Source organism: Paenibacillus sp. FSL H7-0690 (genome assembly GCF_037980415.1).
Taxonomy (GTDB): domain Bacteria; phylum Bacillota; class Bacilli; order Paenibacillales; family Paenibacillaceae; genus Paenibacillus_AQ; species Paenibacillus_AQ odorifer.
The window spans coordinates 4,188,872-4,212,730 of sequence record NZ_CP150281.1 but is presented as its reverse complement, the minus strand read 5'-3'; the positions used below and the strand labels follow the sequence as shown (position 1 = coordinate 4,212,730).

19 protein-coding genes are annotated in these 23,859 nt (G+C 45.1%); 18 read left to right on the top strand and 1 reads right to left on the bottom strand.

The window, feature by feature from the left end; all coding sequences use genetic code 11:
- Positions 1–21: 21 nt before the first annotated feature.
- From MHI32_RS18480 to MHI32_RS18415, 14 genes are all read left to right on the top strand, one after another.
- Positions 22–969 carry a bifunctional riboflavin kinase/FAD synthetase gene (locus MHI32_RS18480; protein WP_076127848.1) on the top strand — a complete coding sequence of 316 codons (948 nt, stop codon included), beginning with the start codon at positions 22–24 and terminating at the stop codon, positions 967–969.
- 148 nt (positions 970–1,117) lie between these two features.
- On the top strand, positions 1,118–1,387 hold the full coding sequence (gene rpsO, locus MHI32_RS18475; protein ID WP_036656390.1) for a 30S ribosomal protein S15: 270 nt from the start codon (positions 1,118–1,120) through the stop codon (positions 1,385–1,387).
- A 292-nt stretch (positions 1,388–1,679) separates the two neighbouring features.
- Positions 1,680–3,782 (top strand): polyribonucleotide nucleotidyltransferase, encoded by a 2,103-nt coding sequence (gene pnp, locus MHI32_RS18470; protein WP_076127850.1) that lies wholly within the window; start codon positions 1,680–1,682, stop codon positions 3,780–3,782.
- Between the two features lie 235 nt (positions 3,783–4,017).
- Complete coding sequence (locus MHI32_RS18465; protein ID WP_340010499.1) at positions 4,018–5,001, top strand: polysaccharide deacetylase family protein; 984 nt, start codon at positions 4,018–4,020, stop codon at positions 4,999–5,001.
- Positions 5,002–5,079: 78 nt separating this feature from the next.
- A complete protein-coding gene (locus tag MHI32_RS18460; RefSeq protein ID WP_340010497.1) occupies positions 5,080–6,348 on the top strand; it encodes a pitrilysin family protein in 1,269 nt (422 codons plus the stop codon).
- On the top strand, positions 6,323–6,769 hold the full coding sequence (gene dut, locus MHI32_RS18455) for a dUTP diphosphatase (RefSeq protein ID WP_172628834.1): 447 nt from the start codon (positions 6,323–6,325) through the stop codon (positions 6,767–6,769). Before MHI32_RS18460 ends, dut begins: the two co-directional genes overlap by 26 nt.
- A gap of 536 nt (positions 6,770–7,305) precedes the next feature.
- Positions 7,306–8,202, top strand: a complete 897-nt coding sequence (gene dpsA, locus MHI32_RS18450) for a dipicolinate synthase subunit DpsA (protein ID WP_076127855.1) — start codon at positions 7,306–7,308, stop codon at positions 8,200–8,202.
- Between the two features lies 1 nt (position 8,203).
- Positions 8,204–8,800, top strand: a complete 597-nt coding sequence (locus tag MHI32_RS18445) for a dipicolinate synthase subunit B (protein WP_036688443.1) — start codon at positions 8,204–8,206, stop codon at positions 8,798–8,800.
- A 260-nt stretch (positions 8,801–9,060) separates the two neighbouring features.
- Positions 9,061–10,284: an aspartate kinase gene (gene dapG / locus MHI32_RS18440; RefSeq protein ID WP_036688442.1), complete on the top strand. Its 1,224-nt coding sequence runs from the start codon at positions 9,061–9,063 to the stop codon at positions 10,282–10,284.
- 16 nt (positions 10,285–10,300) lie between these two features.
- Positions 10,301–11,176, top strand: coding sequence for a 4-hydroxy-tetrahydrodipicolinate synthase (dapA, locus tag MHI32_RS18435; protein WP_340010494.1), 876 nt, complete (start codon positions 10,301–10,303; stop codon positions 11,174–11,176).
- A 510-nt stretch (positions 11,177–11,686) separates the two neighbouring features.
- Complete coding sequence (locus MHI32_RS18430) at positions 11,687–13,366, top strand: ribonuclease J (protein ID WP_076127859.1); 1,680 nt, start codon at positions 11,687–11,689, stop codon at positions 13,364–13,366.
- Between the two features lie 203 nt (positions 13,367–13,569).
- A complete protein-coding gene (locus tag MHI32_RS18425) occupies positions 13,570–14,337 on the top strand; it encodes an ATP-dependent Clp protease proteolytic subunit (protein WP_076136428.1) in 768 nt (255 codons plus the stop codon).
- Complete coding sequence (locus MHI32_RS18420; RefSeq protein ID WP_076127863.1) at positions 14,334–14,546, top strand: YlzJ-like family protein; 213 nt, start codon at positions 14,334–14,336, stop codon at positions 14,544–14,546. The genes MHI32_RS18425 and MHI32_RS18420 overlap by 4 nt, the downstream gene beginning before the upstream one ends.
- 78 nt (positions 14,547–14,624) lie before the next feature.
- Positions 14,625–17,285, top strand: coding sequence for a DNA translocase FtsK (locus tag MHI32_RS18415; RefSeq protein ID WP_076127865.1), 2,661 nt, complete (start codon positions 14,625–14,627; stop codon positions 17,283–17,285).
- Positions 17,286–17,374: 89 nt separating this feature from the next.
- On the opposite strand, the gene MHI32_RS18410 is transcribed toward MHI32_RS18415, so the two are convergent.
- Positions 17,375–19,339, bottom strand: a complete 1,965-nt coding sequence (locus tag MHI32_RS18410; RefSeq protein ID WP_340010491.1) for an AraC family transcriptional regulator — start codon at positions 19,337–19,339, stop codon at positions 17,375–17,377.
- Between the two features lie 172 nt (positions 19,340–19,511).
- On the opposite strand from MHI32_RS18410, the gene sleB reads away from it, so the two are divergent.
- The 4 genes from sleB to fabG all read left to right on the top strand — a co-directional run bounded on the left by sleB (position 19,512) and on the right by fabG (position 23,844).
- Positions 19,512–20,378 (top strand): spore cortex-lytic enzyme, encoded by an 867-nt coding sequence (gene sleB / locus MHI32_RS18405; RefSeq protein ID WP_076127869.1) that lies wholly within the window; start codon positions 19,512–19,514, stop codon positions 20,376–20,378.
- Between the two features lie 176 nt (positions 20,379–20,554).
- On the top strand, positions 20,555–21,793 hold the full coding sequence (locus MHI32_RS18400) for a pitrilysin family protein (protein ID WP_340012748.1): 1,239 nt from the start codon (positions 20,555–20,557) through the stop codon (positions 21,791–21,793).
- A gap of 2 nt (positions 21,794–21,795) precedes the next feature.
- Positions 21,796–23,076 (top strand): pitrilysin family protein, encoded by a 1,281-nt coding sequence (locus MHI32_RS18395; RefSeq protein WP_076179904.1) that lies wholly within the window; start codon positions 21,796–21,798, stop codon positions 23,074–23,076.
- The gene (gene fabG, locus MHI32_RS18390; protein WP_036688412.1) at positions 23,077–23,844 is read left to right on the top strand and encodes a 3-oxoacyl-ACP reductase FabG; all 768 of its coding nucleotides are present in this window, start codon (positions 23,077–23,079) and stop codon (positions 23,842–23,844) included.
- Positions 23,845–23,859 lie beyond the last annotated feature (15 nt).

Below are 23,859 nucleotides of genomic sequence, written 5' to 3'. Positions count from 1 at the left end.
GAATTGTAGGTGAGAAACAGCGTGAGAACCGTAACGTTAACCTATCCGATGTCGCCGGAGACTGCTGCCGAATGGGCACAACCTCAAGTGGCTGCTCTAGGGCAGTTTGACGGCCTGCATCGTGGACATGCCAGCGTCATTACATCCGCTGTAGCCTTAGCCCGTAAACAAGGTGTGCCGGCTGCAGTCCTTACATTTCATCCTCATCCCAAAGATGTTATGGGTAAGGGAGATTATGAAGGGTACTTGACGCCACCCTTTGAAAAGCAAGAGATTCTTGCCAGCATGGGTGTCGATATCCTGTATGTTGTTGAATTTAATGAGCAGCTTTCCCGGGTTAGTCCACAGAATTTTGTCTCTGTTATGCTTTTACCGCTACATATTGTAACAGCAGTTGTTGGCTTTGACTTTCGCTTTGGCTACCAAGGTGAAGGCGATGTTGAGATGCTTCGCAAACTGGGTGAAGGTGTTATGAATGTGGAAGTTGCTCCTCCTTTTCTGCTTGAAGGTGAAAAGGTTAGCAGCTCCGGCATTCGTAAAAGTCTCCAAAATGGAGATCTGGGGCTGGCAAACTCCTGGTTCGGACGTTGCTATCATCTGCGTGGTGAAGTGGGGCATGGTGAGAAGAGAGGCCGCACAATTGGTTTTCCAACTGCCAATTTGAAGCTCAGTGATCATTTTGTCATTCCGACCAAAGGTGTATATGCGGTCCGAGTCTTTTATAAGGATAAAGTTCTGTACGGGGTTATGAATGTGGGTGTTAAACCAACCTTTCATGAGGGTGTGTTAACTCCGAGCTTTGAGGTTCATCTTTTTGACTTCGAGGGTGACCTGTATGATCAAGAGCTTAAGGTAGAATTGGTAGCTTACATTCGTCCAGAACGGAAGTTTGACTCCATTGGAGCATTGATTACTCAGATTGGCGAGGATGCAGAAACCGCGAAGAAGATTCTGGAGTATAATTTATAGTCATCCCGGACAAGCCGTTTACTTTTGTTAATGGAGATGCTATACTAAGTAACGTTGCTGGCTTACAGCATCATAACCTTAGCTTGGTTGCACGTTCTCACCGACGGTGACGAGGCTAGTGGCGATTATATTGAAGGAGGTGAACAGGATGGCATTAACTCAAGAACGTAAACATCAATTGATCGACGAGCACAAAACTCACGAATCCGATACTGGATCCCCTGAGGTGCAAGTTGCTATCCTAACGGAGAACATCGTTAATTTGACTGACCACTTGCGTACGCACAAGAAAGATCATCACTCCCGTCGTGGATTGTTGAAAATGGTTGGACAACGTCGTAAACTTCTGGCGTATTTGAAAAACAAAGACATCAGACGTTACAGTGCCCTGATCGAAAGACTGGGATTGCGTCGTTAATTTTCCATAAGATTACTCTTAAAGCAGCCTGGTTGTATACCGTATGTCCTTCTCGGAGCGACAGCGGGACAGCTGGGTTGCTTTTTGAAAATTTAGGGAAAACTTAATATTAGGATCGATGAGATTATTCGCAAAAACGGCGACTTTACTTTTCAGTAAGGCCCAGCCGTTTCTTCTTATATGCATACAGAATAGGCAGCCTCCTTTGGGACAAGCCTTTCCAATTCATTTAGATCGATATGTGAACCTGCTATTTTAGACTGCGGGTCTACTACTATTCAAGGAGGTATTTATGGAAAAACGTGTAGAAATGCAGCTGGGTGGAAGACGCCTTGTGCTGGAAACGGGCCGCCTGGCTAAACAAGCAAACGCAGCCGTTATGGTGCGTTACGGGGATACTTCGGTATTATGTACCGTTACGGCTTCAAAAGAACCTAAGGATCTGGATTTTTTCCCGCTTACAGTTAACTATGAGGAAAGATTATATGCGGTAGGTAAAATTCCTGGCGGATTTATTAAACGTGAAGGTAGACCGAGTGAGAAAGCGATTCTGTCAAGCCGTTTGACAGACCGTCCAATCAGACCACTATTCCCTGAAGGATTCCGTAACGATGTTCAGGTATTGAACATGGTAATGAGTGTGGATCAGGACTGCGCACCAGATATTGCTGCTATGATCGGTACTTCAGCTGCACTTAGTATTTCCGATGTGCCTTTTGATGGACCCATCGGCGGCGTTGCTGTAGGTCGGATTAATGGAGAGTTCGTGATCAATCCGGATATGTCTCAGCAAGCAATCAGTGATGTTTATGTGGTGGTTGCTGGAACGAAGGATGCAATCATGATGGTTGAAGCAGAAGCGAACGAAGTGACGGAAGATGTGATGCTCGAAGCGATTATGTTCGGTCATGATGAAATCCGCAAGATCGTTGCAACCATTGAAGAACTGGTTAAAGTGGCTGGTAAAGAAAAAATGGCTGTGAAGCTGCATACAGTGAATGCTGACGTGAATACTGAGGTCCGTGCATTTGCTGAGGCTCGTCTGGTGGAAGCCGTTAAAATAGCTGAAAAACATGCGCGTCAGGAAGCGATTGATGTCGTTAATGATGAAGCGGTTGCGTATTTCGTAGAGAAGTACATAGAAGCACCGGAGCTTCTGAAAGATGTTAAAGAAGTCCTACATGATATCGTGAAGGATGAAGTAAGACGTCTAATCACACATGATAAGGTTCGTCCAGATGGACGTAAACTTGATGAAATCCGTCCGATTGAATGTGATACAAGTCTGTTACCGCGTACACACGGTTCCGGTCTGTTTACACGTGGACAAACACAAATCCTTAGCGTTTGTACTCTTGGGGCACTAGGTGATGTGCAAATTCTTGACGGAATCGATCCTACTGAAACGAAACGTTTCATGCACCATTACAACTTCCCGCCGTTCAGCGTAGGGGAAGCTCGTCCGCTTAGAGCACCAGGACGCCGTGAAATCGGTCATGGAGCACTTGGAGAACGTGCATTATCCAAGGTTATTCCTAGTGAAACTGAATTCCCGTACACGATTCGTTTAGTATCAGAAGCGATTGAATCTAACGGTTCTACTTCCCAGGCAAGTATCTGTGCCAGCATTCTGGCTATGATGGACGCTGGTGTGCCAATCAAAGCACCTGTAGCCGGAGTAGCAATGGGTCTGATCAAAGACGGAGAGCATGTCTCCATCCTGACGGATATTCAAGGTATGGAAGATCATCTCGGAGATATGGACTTCAAGGTAGCTGGTACAGCAGAAGGTGTTACAGCTATTCAAATGGACATTAAGATTGCCGGTATCGACCGCAAAATTCTTCAGGATGCACTTCAGCAGGCTAAAGAAGGCCGTCTGTTCATCTTGGACAAAATGAATGAAGCGATCTCTGCGCCAAGACCTAATCTGTCCAAATATGCTCCAAAAATCATTATTATCAACATCAATCCGGACAAAATCCGTGATGTTATCGGTGCTGGTGGTAAGATTATCAATAAAATTATTGAAGAAACCGGCGTGAAAATCGACATCGAACAAGATGGCCGTGTCTTTATCGGTTCTTCAGATGAAGAAATGATCCAAAAGGCGCGTTCGATTATCGAAGGACTTGTGCGTGAAGTACAAGTCGGAGAAATCTATGTGGGTACAGTTAGACGTATTGAGAAATTTGGAGCATTTGTTGAACTAATTCCGGGTAAAGACGGATTGGTACACATTTCCCAATTGTCTACTGAGCGCGTAGCTAAGGTTGAAGATGTTGTAGCTGTCGGGGATACAATTACCGTTAAAGTTACCGAAATCGACCAACAAGGCCGGGTTAACCTGTCGCGTAAAGCGGTATTGACTTCGGAAACTGGAGCTAAAGCTTAAGTTTCGATTGTAGAGGTACCTTTTCTAAAGTACCTAATAGCATAATAAAAGGAGACAGAAGCGATTGCGTTCTGGCTCTTTTTTTATATGAAATAAAGTAATGTGCATCACTATCACGCCTCTGGCCTCTGTTCTTATGACATAAATTCCTCTCTTGTCTCATAGATTGGGACAAAGTGTCTTTGTATTCGTGTGGAACGGACTACAAGTCGTTTCTACCGGGGAGGAAGTCGTCATGAAGACGGAAAAAGTGGCTTTAGTGGTTGCTTGTATTGCGATCGTGATAGGAATTGGCAGCACTCAGGGACCGGTAAAGGACATGCTTGCGCAATTGAAGCTGCAGGAGGACCTAGCTGTGTGGAAGGATATTTCTAAGGCGGAGAACAATGATCTTCGGGCACGGATTGAGACCGCCGCAGCCAAGCTTAATGCCCCTCCAGTGAATGCTGTGGTTGATCGGGTATGGAAGGCGATTCCGGGTTATAACGGGCTTGAAATTGATGTAGAGAGTACATATCGGAATGCTCTTTTGGCACCAAAAGAACCTATAAAATTTGTGTATCGGCAGATCGAACCACAGATATCCCTGAATCAACTGGGAGCTGAACCTATATATCGTGGGAATCCGGCTAAGCCGATGGTATCGCTGATGATTAATGTGGCGTGGGGAAATGAGTACATTGTGCCAATGTTGGATGTTTTGGATGAAGAGAACGTTAAAGTTACGTTTTTTCTGGATGGGAGCTGGCTGAGTAAAAACCCGGAACTGGCTAAAGAAATGCTAAAACGCGGTCATGAGATGGAGAATCACGCTTATACCCACCCTAATATGAGTACTTTAAGTCGTGCACGAGCTACTGTAGAAATTGAGAAGACACAAAAGCTGTTAAAGGAATCGCTTGGAGTCACTAATAAATGGTTCGCCCCCCCTTCTGGTGATTTCGATCAGGAGACGGTAGAAATTGCAGGCAGCTTAGGGCTCAAAACCGTACTATGGACCGTAGATACCGTAGATTGGCGAAATCCGTCTCCTGAATCTGTGGTTGCCAAAATCACAAGCAAAGCGGAACCCGGCACTCTAGTCCTAATGCATCCCACAGCCGCATCCTCCAAAGCTCTGAAGGCCATGATACGTGGAATCAAAGCAAAAGGGTTACAGCTAGGCACAGTAAGTCAAACGCTCTCAGCAGAGCGGCTAATCCCCTCTAATGTTGAGTGAGAGATGTATTTCTGGTAGGATTATAGGCACGTGTAATTAAATTAGATAGAACATGGCTATTAGCCAGGAGGACTTGAAGTGGAAAAAATAGTGTTATCCAATGGTTTACGAGTGGTAATGGAGAAAATCCCGACCGGCCGGTCCGTTTCTTTCGGAATCTGGGTAAAGACAGGCTCTCGGAATGAACATCCTGGAAACAACGGGGTATCCCATTTTGTAGAACATATGCTTTTTAAAGGTACGGATCGGTACAGCGCCAAGGATATTGCTGAGCAGTTTGACGCCATCGGCGGCAATGTAAATGCGTTTACCTCAAAGGAATATACATGTTATTATGCTAAAGTATTGGATGAGCATCTGCCTATCGCTGTAGATGTGTTAGCGGATATGTTCTTCCGTTCACGGATGGACGCTGAAGAGCTGGAGAAAGAAAAGAATGTCATCCTTGAGGAAATTTCCATGTGCGAGGACACGCCGGATGATCTTGTGCATGATTTGATGTGTGCTGCTGCCTACAAGGACCATCCGCTTGCGTATTCCATCCTTGGCTTGAAGGAACGGCTAATGGAGATGAAGCCGGATGATCTTCGGGCGTATATGAAGGAACAATACACGATTGAGAATACGGTTATAAGCGTTGCCGGCAACATTAGTGATGGATTGATTGAACTGCTGGAACAGCATTTTGGTTCTTTTGATAATCATGGTACAAGTGCGCCGCTGACTCCACCAGATTACTATGGAGAGCTCTTATTTCACCGCAAGAAAACAGAGCAGAATCACATCTGTCTTTCCTTACCAGGTGTCCGTTCTGGCGATCCCCTGCAGTATGCTATGGTGCTGATTAATAATGCCGTAGGCGGAGGGATGAGCTCCCGCATGTTCCAGGAAATTCGTGAAAAGCGCGGATTAGCTTATTCGGTGTATTCCTATCACAGCTCCCAGGCAGATTCTGGTCTGTTTACGGTCTATGCTGGAACAGCGCCCAAGCAAACAAAGGATGTCATGGAGTTAATCAAGGAAATGATGTACGAACTTGCTACCAACGGCCTCAGTGAAGATGAGCTGAGAAAAGGTAAGGAGCAGCTTAAAGGCAGCCTCATTCTTAGTCTCGAAAGCACTAGCAGCCGAATGAACCGTATCGGAAAAAATGAACTTATGCTCGGAAGACATAATACATTGGACGATATGATCGCCAAAATTCAGCTAGTGACGATGGACAATATCAACAGTGTGCTGGACCATATGTTCGCGGAGCCGCTTTCTTTAGCGATGGTAGGCTCATCAGATAAAGCTATTGCAAATGTTAGGAGAGATGATCTTGTCTTATTACGTACAAATCAATAAACTTGCTGGAAACGAGGATGTAAATCTTCCTTGTAAAATGTCGGAGCAAGCTTCCGGTTATGATCTTTATGCTGCCGTTGCGGGTGAAATTGTACTTGCACCAGGAGAGCGGGCATTAATTCCAACAGGGATTTCACTGGCTATGCCAGAGGGGCTTGAAGCGCAGATCCGTCCGCGTAGTGGACTGGCCTTGAAGCACGGGATTACCTGCTTGAATACACCTGGAACTATAGACGCCGATTACCGCGGAGAGATCAAAGTGCTCTTGATCAATCTGGGGCAGGAGCCTTTTGCTATCGCTCGCAATGAGCGGATTGCCCAAATGGTATTTCAAGCCGTTCCAGTGGTTAATTTGGTGGAAGTGGAAGAGTTGTCCGAAACTCAACGCGGAGCCGGAGGCTTTGGCCATACTGGCAAGTAAGATTGTTGTTACAATTCATTTAAAAAGCTTACGAATTCATGCCCAAGGTATGATTCGTGAGCTTTTTTTGATATGCAGAGTTAATTATCCAAAGTTTTAATTCTTCGATTGTTATACAACTAACCCCGACTTCCCCATCGAATAAACTCAGCATTTTCATTGGCGCTCTGCCACTACTCTAACCCTACCATCAAATTAAAGACGAAGCCCCTATCGGACCCCAGTGCTCTTATTTATAACAATTCTGCTTAATTCGGCTGTTTTCGGACCCCAGTGTCACTATTTGATCAAAAACACCTGATATCGAGCCTGTTTACATCGAATAAGAGCTCTCCAGTCCGAAACTCCTCCTAAAAGGCAAAAAACACACAAATAGTTGCATCTCGGTCCTTAACTCATCAGCCGTAACCCGTAACCCATTAGTTCATCATCAGCCATGCGTGCCGGGGATTTCATTTCCGCTCTTCACCCATTAACTATGCCCAGCATAAGATGCTTTATAGTCGATAGTGTATGTTGAAAGGAGCGTCATCCCTATGCTTACTGGCGTCAGGATCGTGTTCCTGGGCGGGGACGCGAGACAGCTTGAAGTGATTCGGAAATGTGTGGAATTGGATGCGACGGTAAGCGCTGCCGGGTTCGATAAGTGGGAGACCCCTAGCCCAGGGGTGAGCCTGGAACAATTGACGGTAGAGCTGCTGAGTAATGCAGATGTATTAGTGTTGCCTACGGTAGGCTGTGATGATGAAGGAAATATTAGTGCTCTATTTTCTTCTGAGCGTTTAACGATTCTGGAGGAGCATTTCACTGCGCTGCCATCCGATTGTTTAGTGTATACCGGTATGGCTAAAAGTTACTTGCGCGGGATGTGTACCAAGCACTCACTGAAGTTAATCGAACTGCTTAATCGTGATGATGTGGCTATTTACAACTCTATCCCGACAGCGGAGGGAGCGCTGGTAATGGCCATTCAGAACACGGATTTTACGATTCACAGCTCGAAATCAATGGTGCTTGGTTTAGGTAGAACTGGATTTACAATGGCTCGAAGTCTACAGGGACTGGGGGCCAGTGTAAAGGTTGGTGTCAGAAAACAAGAACATTATGCACGTGCTGAGGAAATGGGCTGGAAGCCTTTTATGACCAATGAGCTGCTGCTTCACGTACCGGATGTGGATCTTATATTTAACACGATACCAAGTATGATCATCACCGCGCAGGTGCTCTCGCGGCTTGCGCCGCATTGCGTAATTATTGATCTGGCATCTGCACCAGGCGGCTGTGACTTTCGTTATGCTGAGAAACGTGGGATTAAGGCGATGCTGGCTCCAGGACTCCCTGGCATTGTAGCTCCAAAAAGCGCTGGGATTATTATGGCAAATGCGCTGGTACAGTCGATTTCGGACGAGGCTTTAATCAAGGGGGACGAATAAAATGGATTGGCACGGAAAAACAGTAGGGTATGCGATCACTGGATCTCATTGCACTTTTGCTGAGGTAATGCCACAAATTCAGCGCTTCGTAGACGGGGGAGCAAACGTAGTACCTATAGTTTCTGCCTCTGTACTAGGAACAGACACCCGCTTTGGGACATCGCAAAATTGGTTAAAACAGTTGAAAGATATAACAGGGAATGATATCATTTCTACAATTGTTGAAGCGGAGCCGCTGGGTCCTTCCAAGCTGCTGGATGTGCTGACAATAGCACCTTGCACAGGAAATACAACGAGTAAACTGGCTAATGCCATGACGGATAGTCCCGTGCTAATGGCAGCTAAATCACAGATGCGCAACGGACGTCCACTAGTTCTAGCGATATCTACAAATGATGGATTGGGCCTAAATGCCGCAAATATTGCTAAGCTTCTGGTGGCTAAACATATTTATTTTGTACCATTCGGTCAAGATAACCCTGAGGGTAAACCTAACTCGCTCGTGGCACGCATGGATCTTATCCCGGAAGCTTGCTATGCCGCTTTGCAAGGTAAACAACTACAGCCGATGATCATCGAACGGTTTCATTCAGCATAGAAAATTGACAGAGCTCGGCTGATTTTGTTGTGGACAATAAAAGGGGAGATGCACCAAATGAGCAATGAGAAGTGCCAAGATAACGTAGTGGAACCAGCTAAGTTCATTGCTATCAAAAAAATATAAGCAGTATTGCTACCGTCCTCAGGTTCGAGGGCGGTACAGCCATTTAACAACTTACTTAACGAATAAGCTCACGTACCGTAATCTTTTCACGAATGATTAGTGTGTTTGCTTTGATAATAATGGGGGAATTATACATGGGTATTCTGGTACAAAAATTCGGAGGAACATCGCTATCCACACCGCAAGCTAGAGAACACGTAATCCGCAATGTCAAAAGGGAGCTGGCAAGTGGCTATAGTCTTGTAATTGTTGTATCGGCTATGGGCCGTCGCGGAGAACCTTACGCAACTGACACTTTGCTGGATTGGGCCGTGCAGAACGGAGATGCACTTCCAGACCGGGAAAAAGATCTCTTGATGTGCTGTGGCGAAATTATTTCAGCTACTACTCTATGTGGGCTGCTGGAGAATGAAGGCATCGCTTCTACAGTATTAACGGGAGCTCAGGCAGGATTTCTGACAGACAGCAACTACGGTAATGCCAGAATTCTGGATGTACGTCCGGAACGCATTCTCCGTGAGCTGCGTGAGGATAAGGTAGTTATTGTTACCGGGTTCCAGGGCCAGACTGAAGCGGGTGATTTGACAACTTTAGGCCGTGGCGGCAGTGATACCTCTGCTACAGCACTGGGTGCTGCTCTTCATGCTGATATGGTGGATATTTATACGGATGTGAACGGAATTCTTACAGCAGATCCACGGATCGTTGAAGATGCTAAGCCATTAACTTACGTTAGTTATACTGAAATTTGCAATATGGCTCATCAGGGAGCAAAAGTCATTCATCCACGTGCGGTTGAGATTGCTATGCAGGCACAGATCCCAGTTCGTGTTCGTTCAACCTTTTCAGAAGCTGAAGGTACGTTGGTTACGAATCCAGAAGGATTTAACGATATCCAAGCAGGGGGAATTGTGGATCGATTCGTTACAGGGATTGCTTATGTCAGCAATGTTACACAGATTTCTGTGGAATGCCCGGACGGTAACGGAACCGGAGTGCAGCTGCAAATCTTTAAGAGTATGGCAGATAACGGGATAAGCGTTGATTTTATTAATGTAACACCTACGGAAGCTCTTTATACGGTTTTTGATGACAAATCAGAGAAGGCTATTTCTGCTCTACAGCAGCTGGGTTTGCGACCTAAGAGTTTGTCGGGTTGTGCCAAAGTTTCTGTTATCGGGGGCGGAATTAATGGTGTGCCTGGTATTATGGCGCGCATTGTTGAGGCGCTTAGCTCGCAAAACATTCAAATACTACAATCCGCGGATTCGAATACAACGATATGGGTGCTTGTGAAAAAAGAAGATATGGTGCAGTCCCTGCGTTCGCTGCATGCTATGTTTGAATTGCACCGCTGACAAGGAGGAATTCAAAGTGGATTTCGGAAGATTAATAACAGCCATGGTAACCCCTTTTGATGGGGATGGAGAAATCAACTGGGATGTAACTTCACAGCTTGTCGATTATTTAATTGAGGTACAGAAATCAGAGGCTTTGGTTGTCTGCGGAACGACAGGGGAATCGCCTACGTTAAGCGATGAGGAAAAGCTGCAGCTGTTTTCTTTTGTGCTGGAAAAGGCGAATGGACGTTGTAAAGTTATTGCTGGAACTGGCAGCAATAACACGAAACATTCCATTCAGCTGACGAAGGAAGCGGAGAAAATAGGCGTAGATGGAGTGCTTTTGGTCGTTCCTTATTATAATAAACCGAATCAAGAAGGTCTGTATCAGCATTTTTCCACGATTGCTTCAGAGACTTCATTACCAGTGATTTTATATAATGTTCCAGGTCGAACAGGTGTAAGTATGAGCGTGGCCACTACCCTGCGGCTTGCTGAGATTCCGAACATCGTTGCTACGAAAGAATGCGCGTCTGTAGATCAGGTAACACTTATTGCCTCTGATTGTTCAGATGATTTCCGTGTATATACGGGTGATGATGCCTCAGGTCTTGCCAGTCTGGCTGTCGGTGGATACGGAATTATAAGTGTATCTAGCCATGTGGTTGGTGCGCAGATGTCAGAAATGATTTACGCTTATACCTCCGGCAATGTTCAGCTTGCTGGAGAGATTCATCGCCAGCTGTTCCCGATTTTTAAAGGAATGTTTGAATGCCCACAACCGCTGCCCAATCCTTCAGCTGTAAAATATGCTTTAGGACTCAAGGGGATCCCTGTGGGCGGAGTCAGATTGCCGCTTATTTCGCCAACGGAAGCGGAAGCGGCTTTTATTGAAGCACTTTTTCACTAAGAATTAATCATTGCTGATGTACGTTCTAAACCGGCTACTCTATTGAGGGAGCCGGTTTTTGCATTTATATTTTTTTTCTGAAATATTGAGGCGAATTTAAGGAAAGAATTTGGATACGAGGCGGATGACTTGTCTTTTGCCAAAAAAATCATGTATAATGATCTTAAGTGACTGGGTGCGGTTAAAATTAAATATGCGGTAATCTTCCGTCAATGTAATACATTGTGAGACAGGATAGGTCCCAAGATGAGTCTGTTTAAATAAATGACATGTCTTCGCGCGAGGGGCGCGACGGTGAATTTTGACGGCGTTTGTCCGCTTCAATATGAACTTTACTGCCCGGAATCGGGAGCTTTCGCATTGCGCATTTTACAGATTTCAGGAATTTCCTCGTCGATTGGAAGTTATTGGCTGTTTGAAAGAAATGTGTTCAGCGCCGCTGAAATAATCGAAGTTCGATATTTACCAATAAAAGTATGACGTCCAACATCATAGGAGGGTTAGATTCATTTGTCCAAAAAAAACAACAACGATAAATTGACGATTTTCGCATTGGGCGGAGTCGGAGAAATCGGGAAAAACATGTATGTTATTCAATACGGAGCTGACATTGTAGTCGTGGATTCGGGACTCAAGTTTCCGGAAGAGGATATGCTCGGTATTGACATCGTAATTCCTGATATCTCGTATTTGACAGAGAACCGTGACAAGGTAAGAGGTATTGTGCTTACTCACGGACACGAGGATCACATCGGTGGTCTACCTTATGTCCTGAAGAATTTGAATGTTCCAGTCTATGGAACAAGATTGACTTTAGGTCTTGTAGAGAACAAATTGAAGGAAGCGAACCTGCTGGGTGACACCAAACGGATTCTGATCAACGAAGATTCAGAAATTCAATTGGGGAACTCACTTAAGGTAACTTTCTTTAGAACCAACCACAGTATTCCTGATTCCGTGGGTGTATGCATTGAGACTCCGGAAGGAAATGTTGTTCATACGGGCGATTTCAAATTTGACCACACCCCAGTCAACGGTCAATTTGCAAATCTGCATCGGATGGCAGAGATTGGCCAAAAGGGCGTACTTGCTCTTTTGTCGGATAGTACGAATGCTGAGAAACCAGGCTTTACCCCATCTGAAAAGAATGTCGGTATTGTGCTGGAAGATATTTTCCGCAAGGCTGAGCAACGTGTCGTTGTAGCAACTTTTGCTTCCAATGTGCACCGTATTCAACAAGTGGTTAATGCAGCAGAATCTACGGGTCGTAAGATTACAGTAATTGGCCGTAGTATGGTCAACGTTGTATCCATCGCTTCAGAGCTTGGATATTTGAACGTACCTGACGGAATGCTGATCGAACCGGAAGAAATGAATAGAATGGCAGCAAATCGTGTAGTTGTTCTTTGCACAGGCAGCCAAGGCGAGCCAATGTCTGCATTGACACGTATGGCACGTTCTAGTCATCGCAAAGTAGATATCCTGCCAGGCGATACCGTTATTATTGCAGCAACACCTGTACCAGGTAATGAGAAGTATGTAGGCCGTACTATTGATGAATTGTTCCGTCTTGGTGCTAATGTGATTTACAGCGGCTCCAACTCCGGCGTTCACGTATCCGGTCACGGTAGTCAAGAAGAACTTAAGCTTATGCTTAACCTGATGAAACCGAAATTCTTCATTCCGATCCACGGTGAATACCGCATGCAGCGCAAACATGCTTTGCTGGCAGAATCGGTTGGCGTAGAGCCACAGAACATTTTCATCACTGAAATCGGTGAAATTGTTGAAATCCAAGGCGGTGCCGCTCGTAAGGCTGGCAAAGTAACAGCTGGTAACGTATTGATTGACGGACTAGGTGTAGGCGATGTTGGTAACATTGTATTGCGTGACCGTAAGTTGCTGTCTCAAGATGGTATCTTGGTTGTCGTGGTTACACTTAGCAAGCAGAATGGTGCAATTGTTTCTGGACCTGACATCATTTCACGTGGTTTTGTTTATGTTCGGGAGTCCGAAGGGCTGCTCGACGAGGCTAACCGAATTGTATCCAGTACATTGCAACGCCTGATGAGTGAAAAAGTAAATGAGTGGGCTTCCCTTAAAACAAGCGTAAAAGATTCGCTGGGCCGTTTCTTATATGAACAAACGCGCCGCAGACCGATGATTTTGCCAATTATCATGGAAGTGTAAGGAGAGTTTCTCCTTCAATGAATATATAGCTAGGGCTGAGCCCCTTTTCCCCGGAAATATTGGACGGTTTCCACGGGAGAAGGGGTTTTTGTATGTTCATAAGCTGAAAATTGCATAATGCAGCACCCTGAAACGTCATACTAAGGATTGTTAGTAAGGCAACAGCAGACTAGAGCTGCATATAACAAGGGAGAGCTGCGAAGATGAACTACATCGAAGGATCAAATGGAGCAAAAAATGAGGAAGTTGTCCCAGGAGAAACTAATCCGAATCCTAATGAAAATATGCCGCCCACTACAATGGGAGCGATTAAGGAGCTTGGACAAACAGTAGTCCCAAGTGGAGAGCCTGATATTTTTTGCTTAACGATTATTGGTCAGATTGAAGGACATATTGTTATGCCTCCACAGAACAAAACAACAAAGTATGAGCATATCATTCCGCAGCTGGTGGCAGCTGAGCAGAATAAAAACATCAAAGGCCTGCTTATCATTTTAAATACGGTAGGTGGAGATGTAGAAGCGGGATTAGCAATTGCGGAAATGATTGCATCCCTCTCCAAGCCAACGGTAACCGTAGTCATTGGAGGCGGGCACAGCATCGGGGTGCCGATTGCAGTTTCCTCCACTTATTCGATTATTGCTGAAAGTGCAACGATGACGATTCATCCGATTCGAATGAATGGTTTAGTGATCGGAGTGCCGCAAACTTTCGAGTATATGGAGAAAATGCAGGAACGCGTCGTTAAATTTGTGACTTCCCATTCGCGCATTTCTGAAGAACAGTTCCGTGATCTCATGTTTAAGACAGGTGAGCTCAATCGTGATATCGGGACGGCTGTGGGGGGCTTGGATGCCGTTAAATATGGTCTGATGGATGAGGTCGGCGGGATCGGAGCGGCACTTGCGCATCTTAACCGAATGATCGGCGGGGATTTCTCAGCATCGACTCCAGGAGGGATTACGCAATGACACTGTACACAGTAGTTGCAATGGAACAGGTGTGGGAGGGGGCATTTAACAATTATGCCGCAACCCGAGAAGTTAGTGTGCAGGGCATGCTGATGCAGGTTGAACCGATGGAGGAAGGACGTGCGCGGATTGTGAGATTATTGGATTGTCCGCTGAACCGTTATCTAGATCCGGCGTTCTCTCCAGGTTCGATAATTACATTAACATAAAGATTCATTTTCTGACAAAAGAGAACATAGGTACGCCACGCCATTATATGGTATAATGTTGTTCCGGGGGTGGCTGGCGTGGCTAAACGAAAAAAGAAGAAGAAAAAAGCGCTGCTCGGCAGCGTTTTGAAATATGAAATATATGGAATTTTATTAATAACTATTTCCGTCATTGCACTGTCTGGTGAAGCAGCCGTAGGGCGCTCACTTTCAAGTATGGCGGGTTACTTATTAGGGAGATTCTATTTTGTGTTGCCGCTTATCGGCATTTTTTATGGACTTATGGTGATGATCCATCGAAGATGGCCTTCCTCGTGGAACAGCAGGCATACTGGCGTGCTTCTGCTTCTATTGTCTATGTGCCTTATGAGCACAATATCTGCAATGGAGCAGAAGCTTGGCCCGTTGTCTTTGTTACATCCTGGCAATGTAATGACACAAATACATAATGATCTTTCGGGATCACTTTCACCTGGCTCGAACGAAAGCAATGTCTATATGCTGGGTAAGGATATAAGCGGAGGGTACATTGGCGGGTTGGAGTATGCAGCGCTGTTATGGCTTTTTGGTAGTCTGGGCGCTAAGCTGCTTATGATCGTCATGCTGGCGATCAGCTTTATGCTAATTACCAACTTGTCCTATGTGGAGATTTTTACGCTTTTGCGAGTGCGCTTGGTTAAGTTTGTGGAGGGGATTCGTCTCCATGCTGCAAACCGTCCTAAGGCGGTTCCCGTAGCGGCCAGACCTTCTAGAGCCGCTGCTCCAGCTAAAGCTCGGCAGGTGAAGCAGCCTGTCTATGATGACGAGGAGGAAGAAGACGAAGACGATCGGTATTTGCCTAATCGCAAACAACCTGTCCTTTTGAAAAAAATATCTGGCTGGTTCTCAGGCTCCACGCGTTCACAGGTGGAAGCAGATTCTGAGGATGACGATCAGGGTCCAATTGTGACAAGTGCTTCAACCGGTCCGATTATTTCGGGATTAACTCCAGATAGTCATGTAATTCCATTAGACGATATCGATCATGATTTTGATGATGCGGATCTGGATATTGAACCTGTGACGCCTATTATTCGTGACTTCTTTGAACATATCCGTTCAGAAGGGTTAAACGAAGAAGACCGGGAAGAGTGGAGTGAATTCTCACCCGCAGCTCGTGGTGAAGCAGCTAAACCTGCTGTAGCCGGACCTAATGCCGTTAAGCAGCAGCCTGCGGATGAGTCTGAGGAGAATGTAAGCATAGACTTGGAAGGCCTGCTAGGTGCTTCTCCAGATGGAGAGATTATTCCCGCTCCTCCAGCACCACCGCCACCGAAGCCATATAAGCTGCCATCGTTCCGTCTTCTAGCCAAACCTAACAATGGTGGCAAAGCTGGAGATCAGAATGATTATATGCAGACAGCCCGTAAGTTAGAAGCAACACTTGAAAGCTTTGGGGTACGGGCTAAGGTGCTGGAGGTAGTAAGAGGCCCAGCGGTTACGAGGTATGAGATACAACCGGATATTGGGGTTAAGGTTAGCCGTATTGTAAATCTGACGGATGACATTGCCCTTGCACTTGCAGCCAAAGACATTCGGATGGAAGCGCCGATTCCGGGTAAATCTGCGATTGGGATAGAAGTTCCGAACTCTGAGGTGTCTATTGTTACCATGCGCGAAGTTATGGAAACACAGATTTTTCAGGAGGCTGAATCCAGATTATCGATTGCTTTTGGCCGTGATATTTCCGGCCAGACCATTATTGGCAATCTGGCTAAGATGCCCCATTTATTGGTGGCCGGTGCAACAGGCTCCGGTAAATCTGTCTGCATCAACGGGATTATAACAAGCATCTTATACAAAGCTAAACCTGATGAAGTCAAATTCCTCATGGTCGATCCTAAGATGGTAGAGCTGAATGTGTATAACGGAATTCCCCATCTTCTGGCTCCGGTTGTCACAGATCCCAAGCGGGCAAGTCTTGCTTTGAAGAAGATTGTTGTGGAAATGGAGAAGCGTTACGAGCTATTCTCCAAATCGGGAACACGGAATATGGAAGGTTATAATAAGCTAATGGCTGAGAATCCAGCGGCAATTCTCCCGTATATCGTTGTTATTGTGGACGAGCTTGCGGATTTGATGATGGTTGCAGCCAATGATGTCGAGGATGCAATTTGCCGACTTGCACAAATGGCGCGGGCGGCTGGAATTCATTTAATTATCGCTACACAACGCCCTTCAGTAGATGTAATCACAGGTTTAATTAAAGCTAATATTCCATCCCGGATCGCTTTTGGCGTATCGTCCAATGTGGATTCACGTACCATTTTGGATATGCCCGGTGCAGAGAAGCTGTTAGGCCGAGGTGATATGTTGTTCTTGCCAATGGGCGCATCTAAACCTATTCGTGTACAGGGAGCTTTTATGAGCGACCAAGAAGTAGAGACTATTGTTCAATATGTCAGCAGTCAAGGTGAAGCCGAATACGATGAGTCCATCGTTCCTGAAGTGGATGATACAATCACTGAGGATCAGGAGCCACAGGATGAATTATACGAGCAGGCCGTACAAATTGTACTGGAGGCTAAGCAGGCTTCAGTGTCGCTGCTACAGCGTCGAATGCGTGTCGGTTATACCCGTGCAGCCCGGTTGATTGACTCTATGGAGGCTCGTGGGGTCATCGGTCCTTACGAGGGCAGCAAGCCGCGTGAGGTACTGGTGTCACTTGAGCAATATCAGCATAACAAGATCAGCTCCTAAGCTGGACAAGCCCGTCGAAACTTTCAATAGACAGCAAAAGAGATGGCCACTTTATGAAGTGGACTATCTCTTTTTTGTATCCTGAGTACTTATTTGACTCTTGGTGCAGCAAGCAAAGCTTCAACAATATAATCCAGTTGCACATTTAGAGAATAGATATCACTGTAATAACCTAATCCAAAATCAATTTCCATCAAACGGCCTTCTTTCACGGCAGGGATATTGTTCCAAATTGGGTTTTGGGTCAGATCAGCCATACCATCATAAGAGGAGCGGAAGATATAGTCACCGCTGTATTTGCCAAGGACTTCAAAGGATACGGATTCGCCATCCGCACCAGTCGCCGTATCTATTTTCTGTTGAATGATTTCCGGCGCCTTCATGCCTAAATATTCATAAATGATTTGCGAACCACGTCCGAATTGTTTGCTTGCCACAACAGCCATACTGTTGTCTTTTCCACCTTCCATGATGGATATTGTGTGATCCAGAATACCAGCTTCTTGCAGCTTTTGTTTGCTGTCTTCAACTTTTTTATGGAAATCAGTAAATAATTCTTTTGCTTGATCCTCTTTGCCTACGACTTGTCCAATAAAGGACACCCGTTCTTCTGTTGACATTTTTTCATACGGAACTAACACTGTTGGTGCAATTTGGTGGAGGGCTTCATAAGTTTCCTCTGACGGCACGATGATTAGTTCGGGATTTAGAGCAAGGATTGCTTCAGGGCTAGCCTCAAACCAGGTGCCAAGCTTTTGCACATCTTTTAGCTCATCTTCAAATGCAGCACCCTCGGATACATCGGATACACCTATAGGTTTAATGCCTAGAGCCAGTACATCACCGAGCAAATAAAGAACTACGACTCTTTGTGGACTAGTGGGAACGGCAATGTCTCCTTTAACTGTGGAAATTATCCGGGTTTGTGCTTCGACAGCAGCTTTGTCTGTATTTGCTCCTGTACTTGTTTCTGCTGAGGGGGTTGGTGTCCCATTGCTTGACGCATTTGAATTTGTGGTTCCCGTGGAACAAGCGCTTAACACTATGGTAAAGCATAATAACAGGGTGAGCAGTAAGGATGGTTTGGCATTTCTAAACATTGGTAATTCCCCTTCTCCGTTATATTGATAATGATTATCATAATCAATATAACGGAGAGGTTGTGTTCGGGCAATGTCAATTTGTGCACCTTGGGATGGCATATCACGCCAACTGGGTTGGGTGATCAATTTATTTTTGTATCGGACAGGGGAGGTTCCGTAATATTTTTTGAACATTTTTCCTAGATAATAGCCATCAGGATAACCTACTGCAATTGCGATGTCATGCAAGCTCGCCTCAGTGTTCAGGAGCAGTATTTTCGATTTTTCCATGCGGATGCTGATTAAGTACTGAGCAGGGCTAGTCTGCAGCCGTGTTCTGAATAATCTGGATAATGTTCTAGGGCTGCTGTTTACCGCTTTAGCTAATTTTTCAAGAGAGAAGGTTTCCTTATAATAAGTCTGCATATAGCGAATTGCTTGATCTAGCGGATCAGGTTGTATTAACTGTGTTTCCAGCGTATGCAGCTGCCTAAGCAGCTCATAAATCCATTGATAAAACAGTGTTTTAACATGCAGCCGATCCAAAAGACCTGTTTTGCCCCAATCAGTAAACATGTTCTCCATCTTATCAAATAAGGGCAGTGGACTAGTAGGCGTAAATCCATATTGAAGATTAAAGGGATTATTGTGTTCCATAATTGCTTTTAGATTGTTGCGTGAGGCGAGTGAAAGGTTTGCTTTATATAAAATTAAGTAATACTCCAGTAGTTCCTCCGTGCGTAAAAATTGAATGTTCATTCCTTTTCCACCATGAAGGATATGAAAGTTGCCGATCTCATGCGGGATCTCGTTAATCAGTATTTCGGCTTTGCCGTTTATGATCAACAAGAATGCGCTTGAGGGCAGCTGATAATGTGAATTCAGATCACTTGATCGTTGAAAAGTATGGCGTATATCAATAATTTCTATTAATGCGTGGTTCCACAATAAAATGTGGTCCTTTAAATTCATGATTAATATCAACTCCAACGTTTTCTTATTTCGATTATAGTTGATAATTATTCTCAATTACAATGAAACGCTATTACTTCTTTTTTAGTAATGCATAGGATGTCCTGACAGTCGTCATAATAACTTTAGCCATCCATGCAGAACTCACAAAAGAAAGGTAGAGCGAACCCCTATGAAGAAACATAAGTTGTGGATCTTTGCTTCTTTAACCCTTGCACTTGCTGCCGCGCCGTTTGCAGGAATGCTGCTCCAGGGTAATGGCATACTACAGACCAAGCAAAGTGCTGCTGCGTCATTTGTCCATGAACTAAATCATCCTGAAGAAGAGGCCTTGCCTGCCTTCAGCACGACTCCGATTAAACTCGGTTCTTCTGGTCAGGATGTTTATGAGTTGCAAGGACGTTTAAAACATCTGGGCTTTTATGAAGGGAAAATAGACAGTCAGTTTGGTCCGAAAACGAAAAATTCAGTAACGTGGTTTCAATGGAAGTTTGGAATGAAGTCTGATGGCATCGTAGGCGCTAAGACTAAGCTGAAATTGTATAACGCAACTAAGAACTGGAAGCCGACAGAGTCGGCTTCAGCAACCGGAAATAATACAGCAAACAACAACACCGGTAACAAAACAAATACAACCAATAATTCGGATTCAGCGTCTCTGTCTTCAGGGAATACGATGGGATTATCAGAAAATGATCTCAAAATTATGGCTAATGCCGTCTATGGTGAGTCAAGAGGTGAACCTTTCGAAGGACAAGTTGCTGTTGCTGCAGTAATCTTGAACAGGGTAAAATCTCCGAGCTTTCCAAATACGCCGTCTGGCGTTATTTTTCAGCCGGGAGCTTTTACAGCTGTAGCTGACGGGCAGATTTATTTGGAGCCAAATGAGCAGGCACGAAAAGCAGTGCAGCAAGCGCTGAATGGCTGGGATCCTTCGGGTGGGTGTTTGTATTATTTCAACCCTAAAACGGCGACCTCCAAATGGATTTGGACTCGTCCACAGGTCAAGACTATCGGCCAGCATATTTTCTGTATGTAGATAAGTAAAGAAGTAAATCCAGAGAGCAACCGGGAAGAGGCATCCGGTTGCTTCCTTACTTTGGAATGGTTTAGAATGGTTATTAATTCATAAACATGTTAATGAGCAACTATCCACGCGGTAAAGGAGTTTTGGACTTGACTAATAATGTATTTCAGCATGGCAACGTTGCAGGTATGCGTATTCACGTGATGCCTACCAAGGCGTTCAAGACCTACGCCATCTCACTTTATGCCGGCGTCCCACTTAATGAGGATACGGTAACCCCTACAGCACTTGCCCCATTTGTGCTCCGCAGAGGTACCGCTTCTTATCCAGAGACTACTCAATTCCGCGAGCGTTTGGAGGAGCTGTATGGCGCTGGATTTGGTTTTGATATTTATAAAAGAGGCGATTATCAGATTGTTCAGTTTCGCATGGACACCATTAATGACTCCTTCGTGCAGAGTCAGGAGAGCTTGCTTGAACAATCCTTTGCTTTCCTAGGAGAAGTCCTGACCCGTCCGTTGGTGGAGGATGGAAGCTTCCGTTCTTCCTATGTTGCAACAGAGCGTGAAACAGTGCGCAAGAAGCTGGAATCTATCGTAAATGATAAGATTCGTTATGCTGCGGAACGCTGTATCGAAGAAATGTGCCGTAACGAGCCCTATCGTCTTCATCCACTGGGTCAAAGAGCAGATTTGGATCGGATTACCCCAAAAAGTTTGTACGAATCTTATAACTCATGGCTGGATGGAGCTATTTTGGATCTCTATGTTGTGGGAGATACGACTACTGAGGAAGTTGAAAAGCTTGTGCAGCAGCACTTCGGACGCATTCAGTCGGAGGTGGGCTTATATAGCTCCAAGTTTGTCCCAGTATCCGTCAGCGAGGTGCGGACGGTAGAGGAGAAGCTGGATGTCAGTCAGGGCAAGTTGAACATGGGTCTGCGCACATCGATTACGTATAAGGACGATACATATGCGTCCGCACTTATGTACAACGGAATATTAGGAGGGTATCCACACTCCAAACTCTTCGTCAATGTACGGGAGAAGGCCAGTCTTGCATACTATGCTTCTTCACGCTATGACGGTCACAAGGGGATTGGAACGATACAATCAGGTATTGAAACGCAAAATTACAACAAAGCTGTTGAAATTATAGAGAAACAACTGGAAGAGATGAAAGCTGGCAATATCAGTGATCTGGAGTTAAGCCAGACCAAAGCCATGATCCGCAATCAGCTTTCCGAGATTCCGGATTCTGCTTTTGAGATGATCTCTTACGACTTCAACCGCCAGTTGTCAGGAAAAGAACGGACAGCGGATCAGCTGCTAGAAGAGGTGGAACAAATCGGTGCAGGGGAAGTAAAAGCTGCAGCGGAGACCTTTCAGCTGGATACGATTTATTTCTTGACAGGGAAGGAGGAATAGAGATGGAACAGATTCAATACGACAGACTTCAAGAGACCCTTTATCATGAGGTGATGGAGAATGGGCTTCAGGTTTATGTATTGCCAAAACCAACATTCAAAAAAACTTACGCCACATTTGCAACTAAATATGGTTCTGTAGATAACCATTTTCATGTCGCAGGTGGAGAAGAGACCACTGTTCCTGATGGTATAGCTCACTTTTTGGAGCACAAAATGTTTGAAGAGCCAGAAGGCGATATTTTTGCCACTTTTGCCTCAAATGGAGCTTCAGCTAACGCCTTTACAAGTTTTGATCAGACGGTTTATCTTTTCTCGGCAACAGAGAACATAGAGACCAACCTTAGTACACTCGTTGATTTTGTACAACGACCTTATTTTACGGATGAAAATGTAGAAAAGGAAAAAGGGATCATTGGTCAAGAAATCAATATGTATGCAGATAATCCAGACTGGCGCGTGTACTTTGGCCTTATTGAGGCGATGTATTCGAAACATCCGGTTCGGATTGATATTGCCGGAACTATAGAGTCGATTAGTACGATTACGAAAGAAACACTGTACACTTGTTACAACTCTTTTTATCATCCCAGCAATATGCTGTTGTTCGTAGTGGGTGGTGTGGATCCGGAGAAGGTATTCTCCTTGATTCGCAGCAATCAGCAGGGGAAATCTTATGGTAAACAAGGTGAGATTAAGCGTATTTTTGAAGAGGAGCCGGAACAAGTCGCTACGAAGCGCTTAGAAAGCAAACTCGCTGTTTCGATGCCTAAGATTATGTTTGGATTTAAGGAAAAAGTTGATGGTCTTACAGGCGAAGCTGCGCTTAAGCGTGATCTCGCCACAAAGCTTATGCTTGATTTGCTGGTTGGCAGCAGCACAGCGTTGTACCAAAAACTCTATGATGAAGAACTGATCTCAGACAGCTTTGGCCATGAATTTAATAGTTCAGAACAATATGCTTTTTCAGCTATGGGTGGAGATACCAAGGACCCGGATTTGCTGCTAAAACGAATTAAAGAAGAAGTGGATCAGATCTTAAAGTCTGGCTTTGCTGAGAAGGACTTCGAGCGGGCACGGAAAAAGAAAATAGGCGGATATTTGCGCATGCTGAACTCCCCTGAAAGTATCGCACATGAATTTACACGTTACCAATTCCGTGGTGGTGACCTGTTTGAAGTTCTGCCTATTTACGAATCGATTACTTTAGCTGAAGTGAATGAGCGTTTACATGCCCATGTAAATTGGGAGCAGCTCGCTGTTTCACTAGTGGTGAGTCCTTAAATGGCGCTTTTGGGAGAGAGCAACAAACCATTAGGAGAAATGACAGTTCTGGTGACAGGGGGCAGCGGGGGAATCGGTGGCGCCATTGCAGAACGGTTTGCCTCTGTAGGCATGAATATTGTTATTCACTACAAGCACTCACATGAAGCTGCTAATGATGTCGCTCGGCGTTGTATGGCCCTTGGAGCAAAGGTAATGACTGTAAATGCGGATATGAAGGATCGCAGTCAGATTGTACGAATGGCGGAGAAGCTTGAAAGTAATGGAATGCAGCCGGATATTCTTGTCAATAATGCCGGTAAATCTCATTATGGGATGCTGGCTGATGTGAGTGAAGAGGAATGGGACGATATTATGGCCATTAACTTGAAAGGTACCTTTATGTGCAGCCAGATTTTTATGCCGTACATGGTATCCCAGCGTTATGGTCGAATCATCAACGTTTCTTCCGTGTGGGGAATATCGGGAGCCTCTTGCGAGGTCGCTTATTCAGCCAGTAAAGGCGGAGTAAATGCGTTTACTAAGGCGTTAGCCAAGGAACTAGCACCTTCTGGCGTAACTGTGAACGCGGTAGCTCCAGGAGCGGTTAATACGAATATGTTGTCTAACCTACAGGAGGATGAGGTCCGGATGCTGGAGGATGAGATTCCGGCGGGACGTTTGGCTACACCGAACGAGATCTCCTCACTGATTTACTTTTTAGCATTGCCTGAATCCGGGTATATTACTGGGCAGATCATTAGCCCTAACGGTGGCTGGATTACTTAATGCTTAACTTGGAGA

Coding starts and splice junctions, on each gene's coding strand:
- MHI32_RS18420 (WP_076127863.1), top strand. CDS start 14,334: ATGACACTGTACACAGTAGTTGCAATGGAACAGGTGTGGGAGGGGGCA.
- rpsO (WP_036656390.1), top strand. CDS start 1,118: ATGGCATTAACTCAAGAACGTAAACATCAATTGATCGACGAGCACAAA.
- pnp (WP_076127850.1), top strand. CDS start 1,680: ATGGAAAAACGTGTAGAAATGCAGCTGGGTGGAAGACGCCTTGTGCTG.
- MHI32_RS18400 (WP_340012748.1), top strand. CDS start 20,555: ATGCGTATTCACGTGATGCCTACCAAGGCGTTCAAGACCTACGCCATC.
- MHI32_RS18410 (WP_340010491.1), bottom strand. CDS start 19,339: ATGAATTTAAAGGACCACATTTTATTGTGGAACCACGCATTAATAGAA.
- MHI32_RS18425 (WP_076136428.1), top strand. CDS start 13,570: ATGAACTACATCGAAGGATCAAATGGAGCAAAAAATGAGGAAGTTGTC.
- MHI32_RS18395 (WP_076179904.1), top strand. CDS start 21,796: ATGGAACAGATTCAATACGACAGACTTCAAGAGACCCTTTATCATGAG.
- fabG (WP_036688412.1), top strand. CDS start 23,077: ATGGCGCTTTTGGGAGAGAGCAACAAACCATTAGGAGAAATGACAGTT.
- dapG (WP_036688442.1), top strand. CDS start 9,061: ATGGGTATTCTGGTACAAAAATTCGGAGGAACATCGCTATCCACACCG.
- MHI32_RS18465 (WP_340010499.1), top strand. CDS start 4,018: ATGAAGACGGAAAAAGTGGCTTTAGTGGTTGCTTGTATTGCGATCGTG.
- sleB (WP_076127869.1), top strand. CDS start 19,512: ATGAAGAAACATAAGTTGTGGATCTTTGCTTCTTTAACCCTTGCACTT.
- dpsA (WP_076127855.1), top strand. CDS start 7,306: ATGCTTACTGGCGTCAGGATCGTGTTCCTGGGCGGGGACGCGAGACAG.
- MHI32_RS18445 (WP_036688443.1), top strand. CDS start 8,204: ATGGATTGGCACGGAAAAACAGTAGGGTATGCGATCACTGGATCTCAT.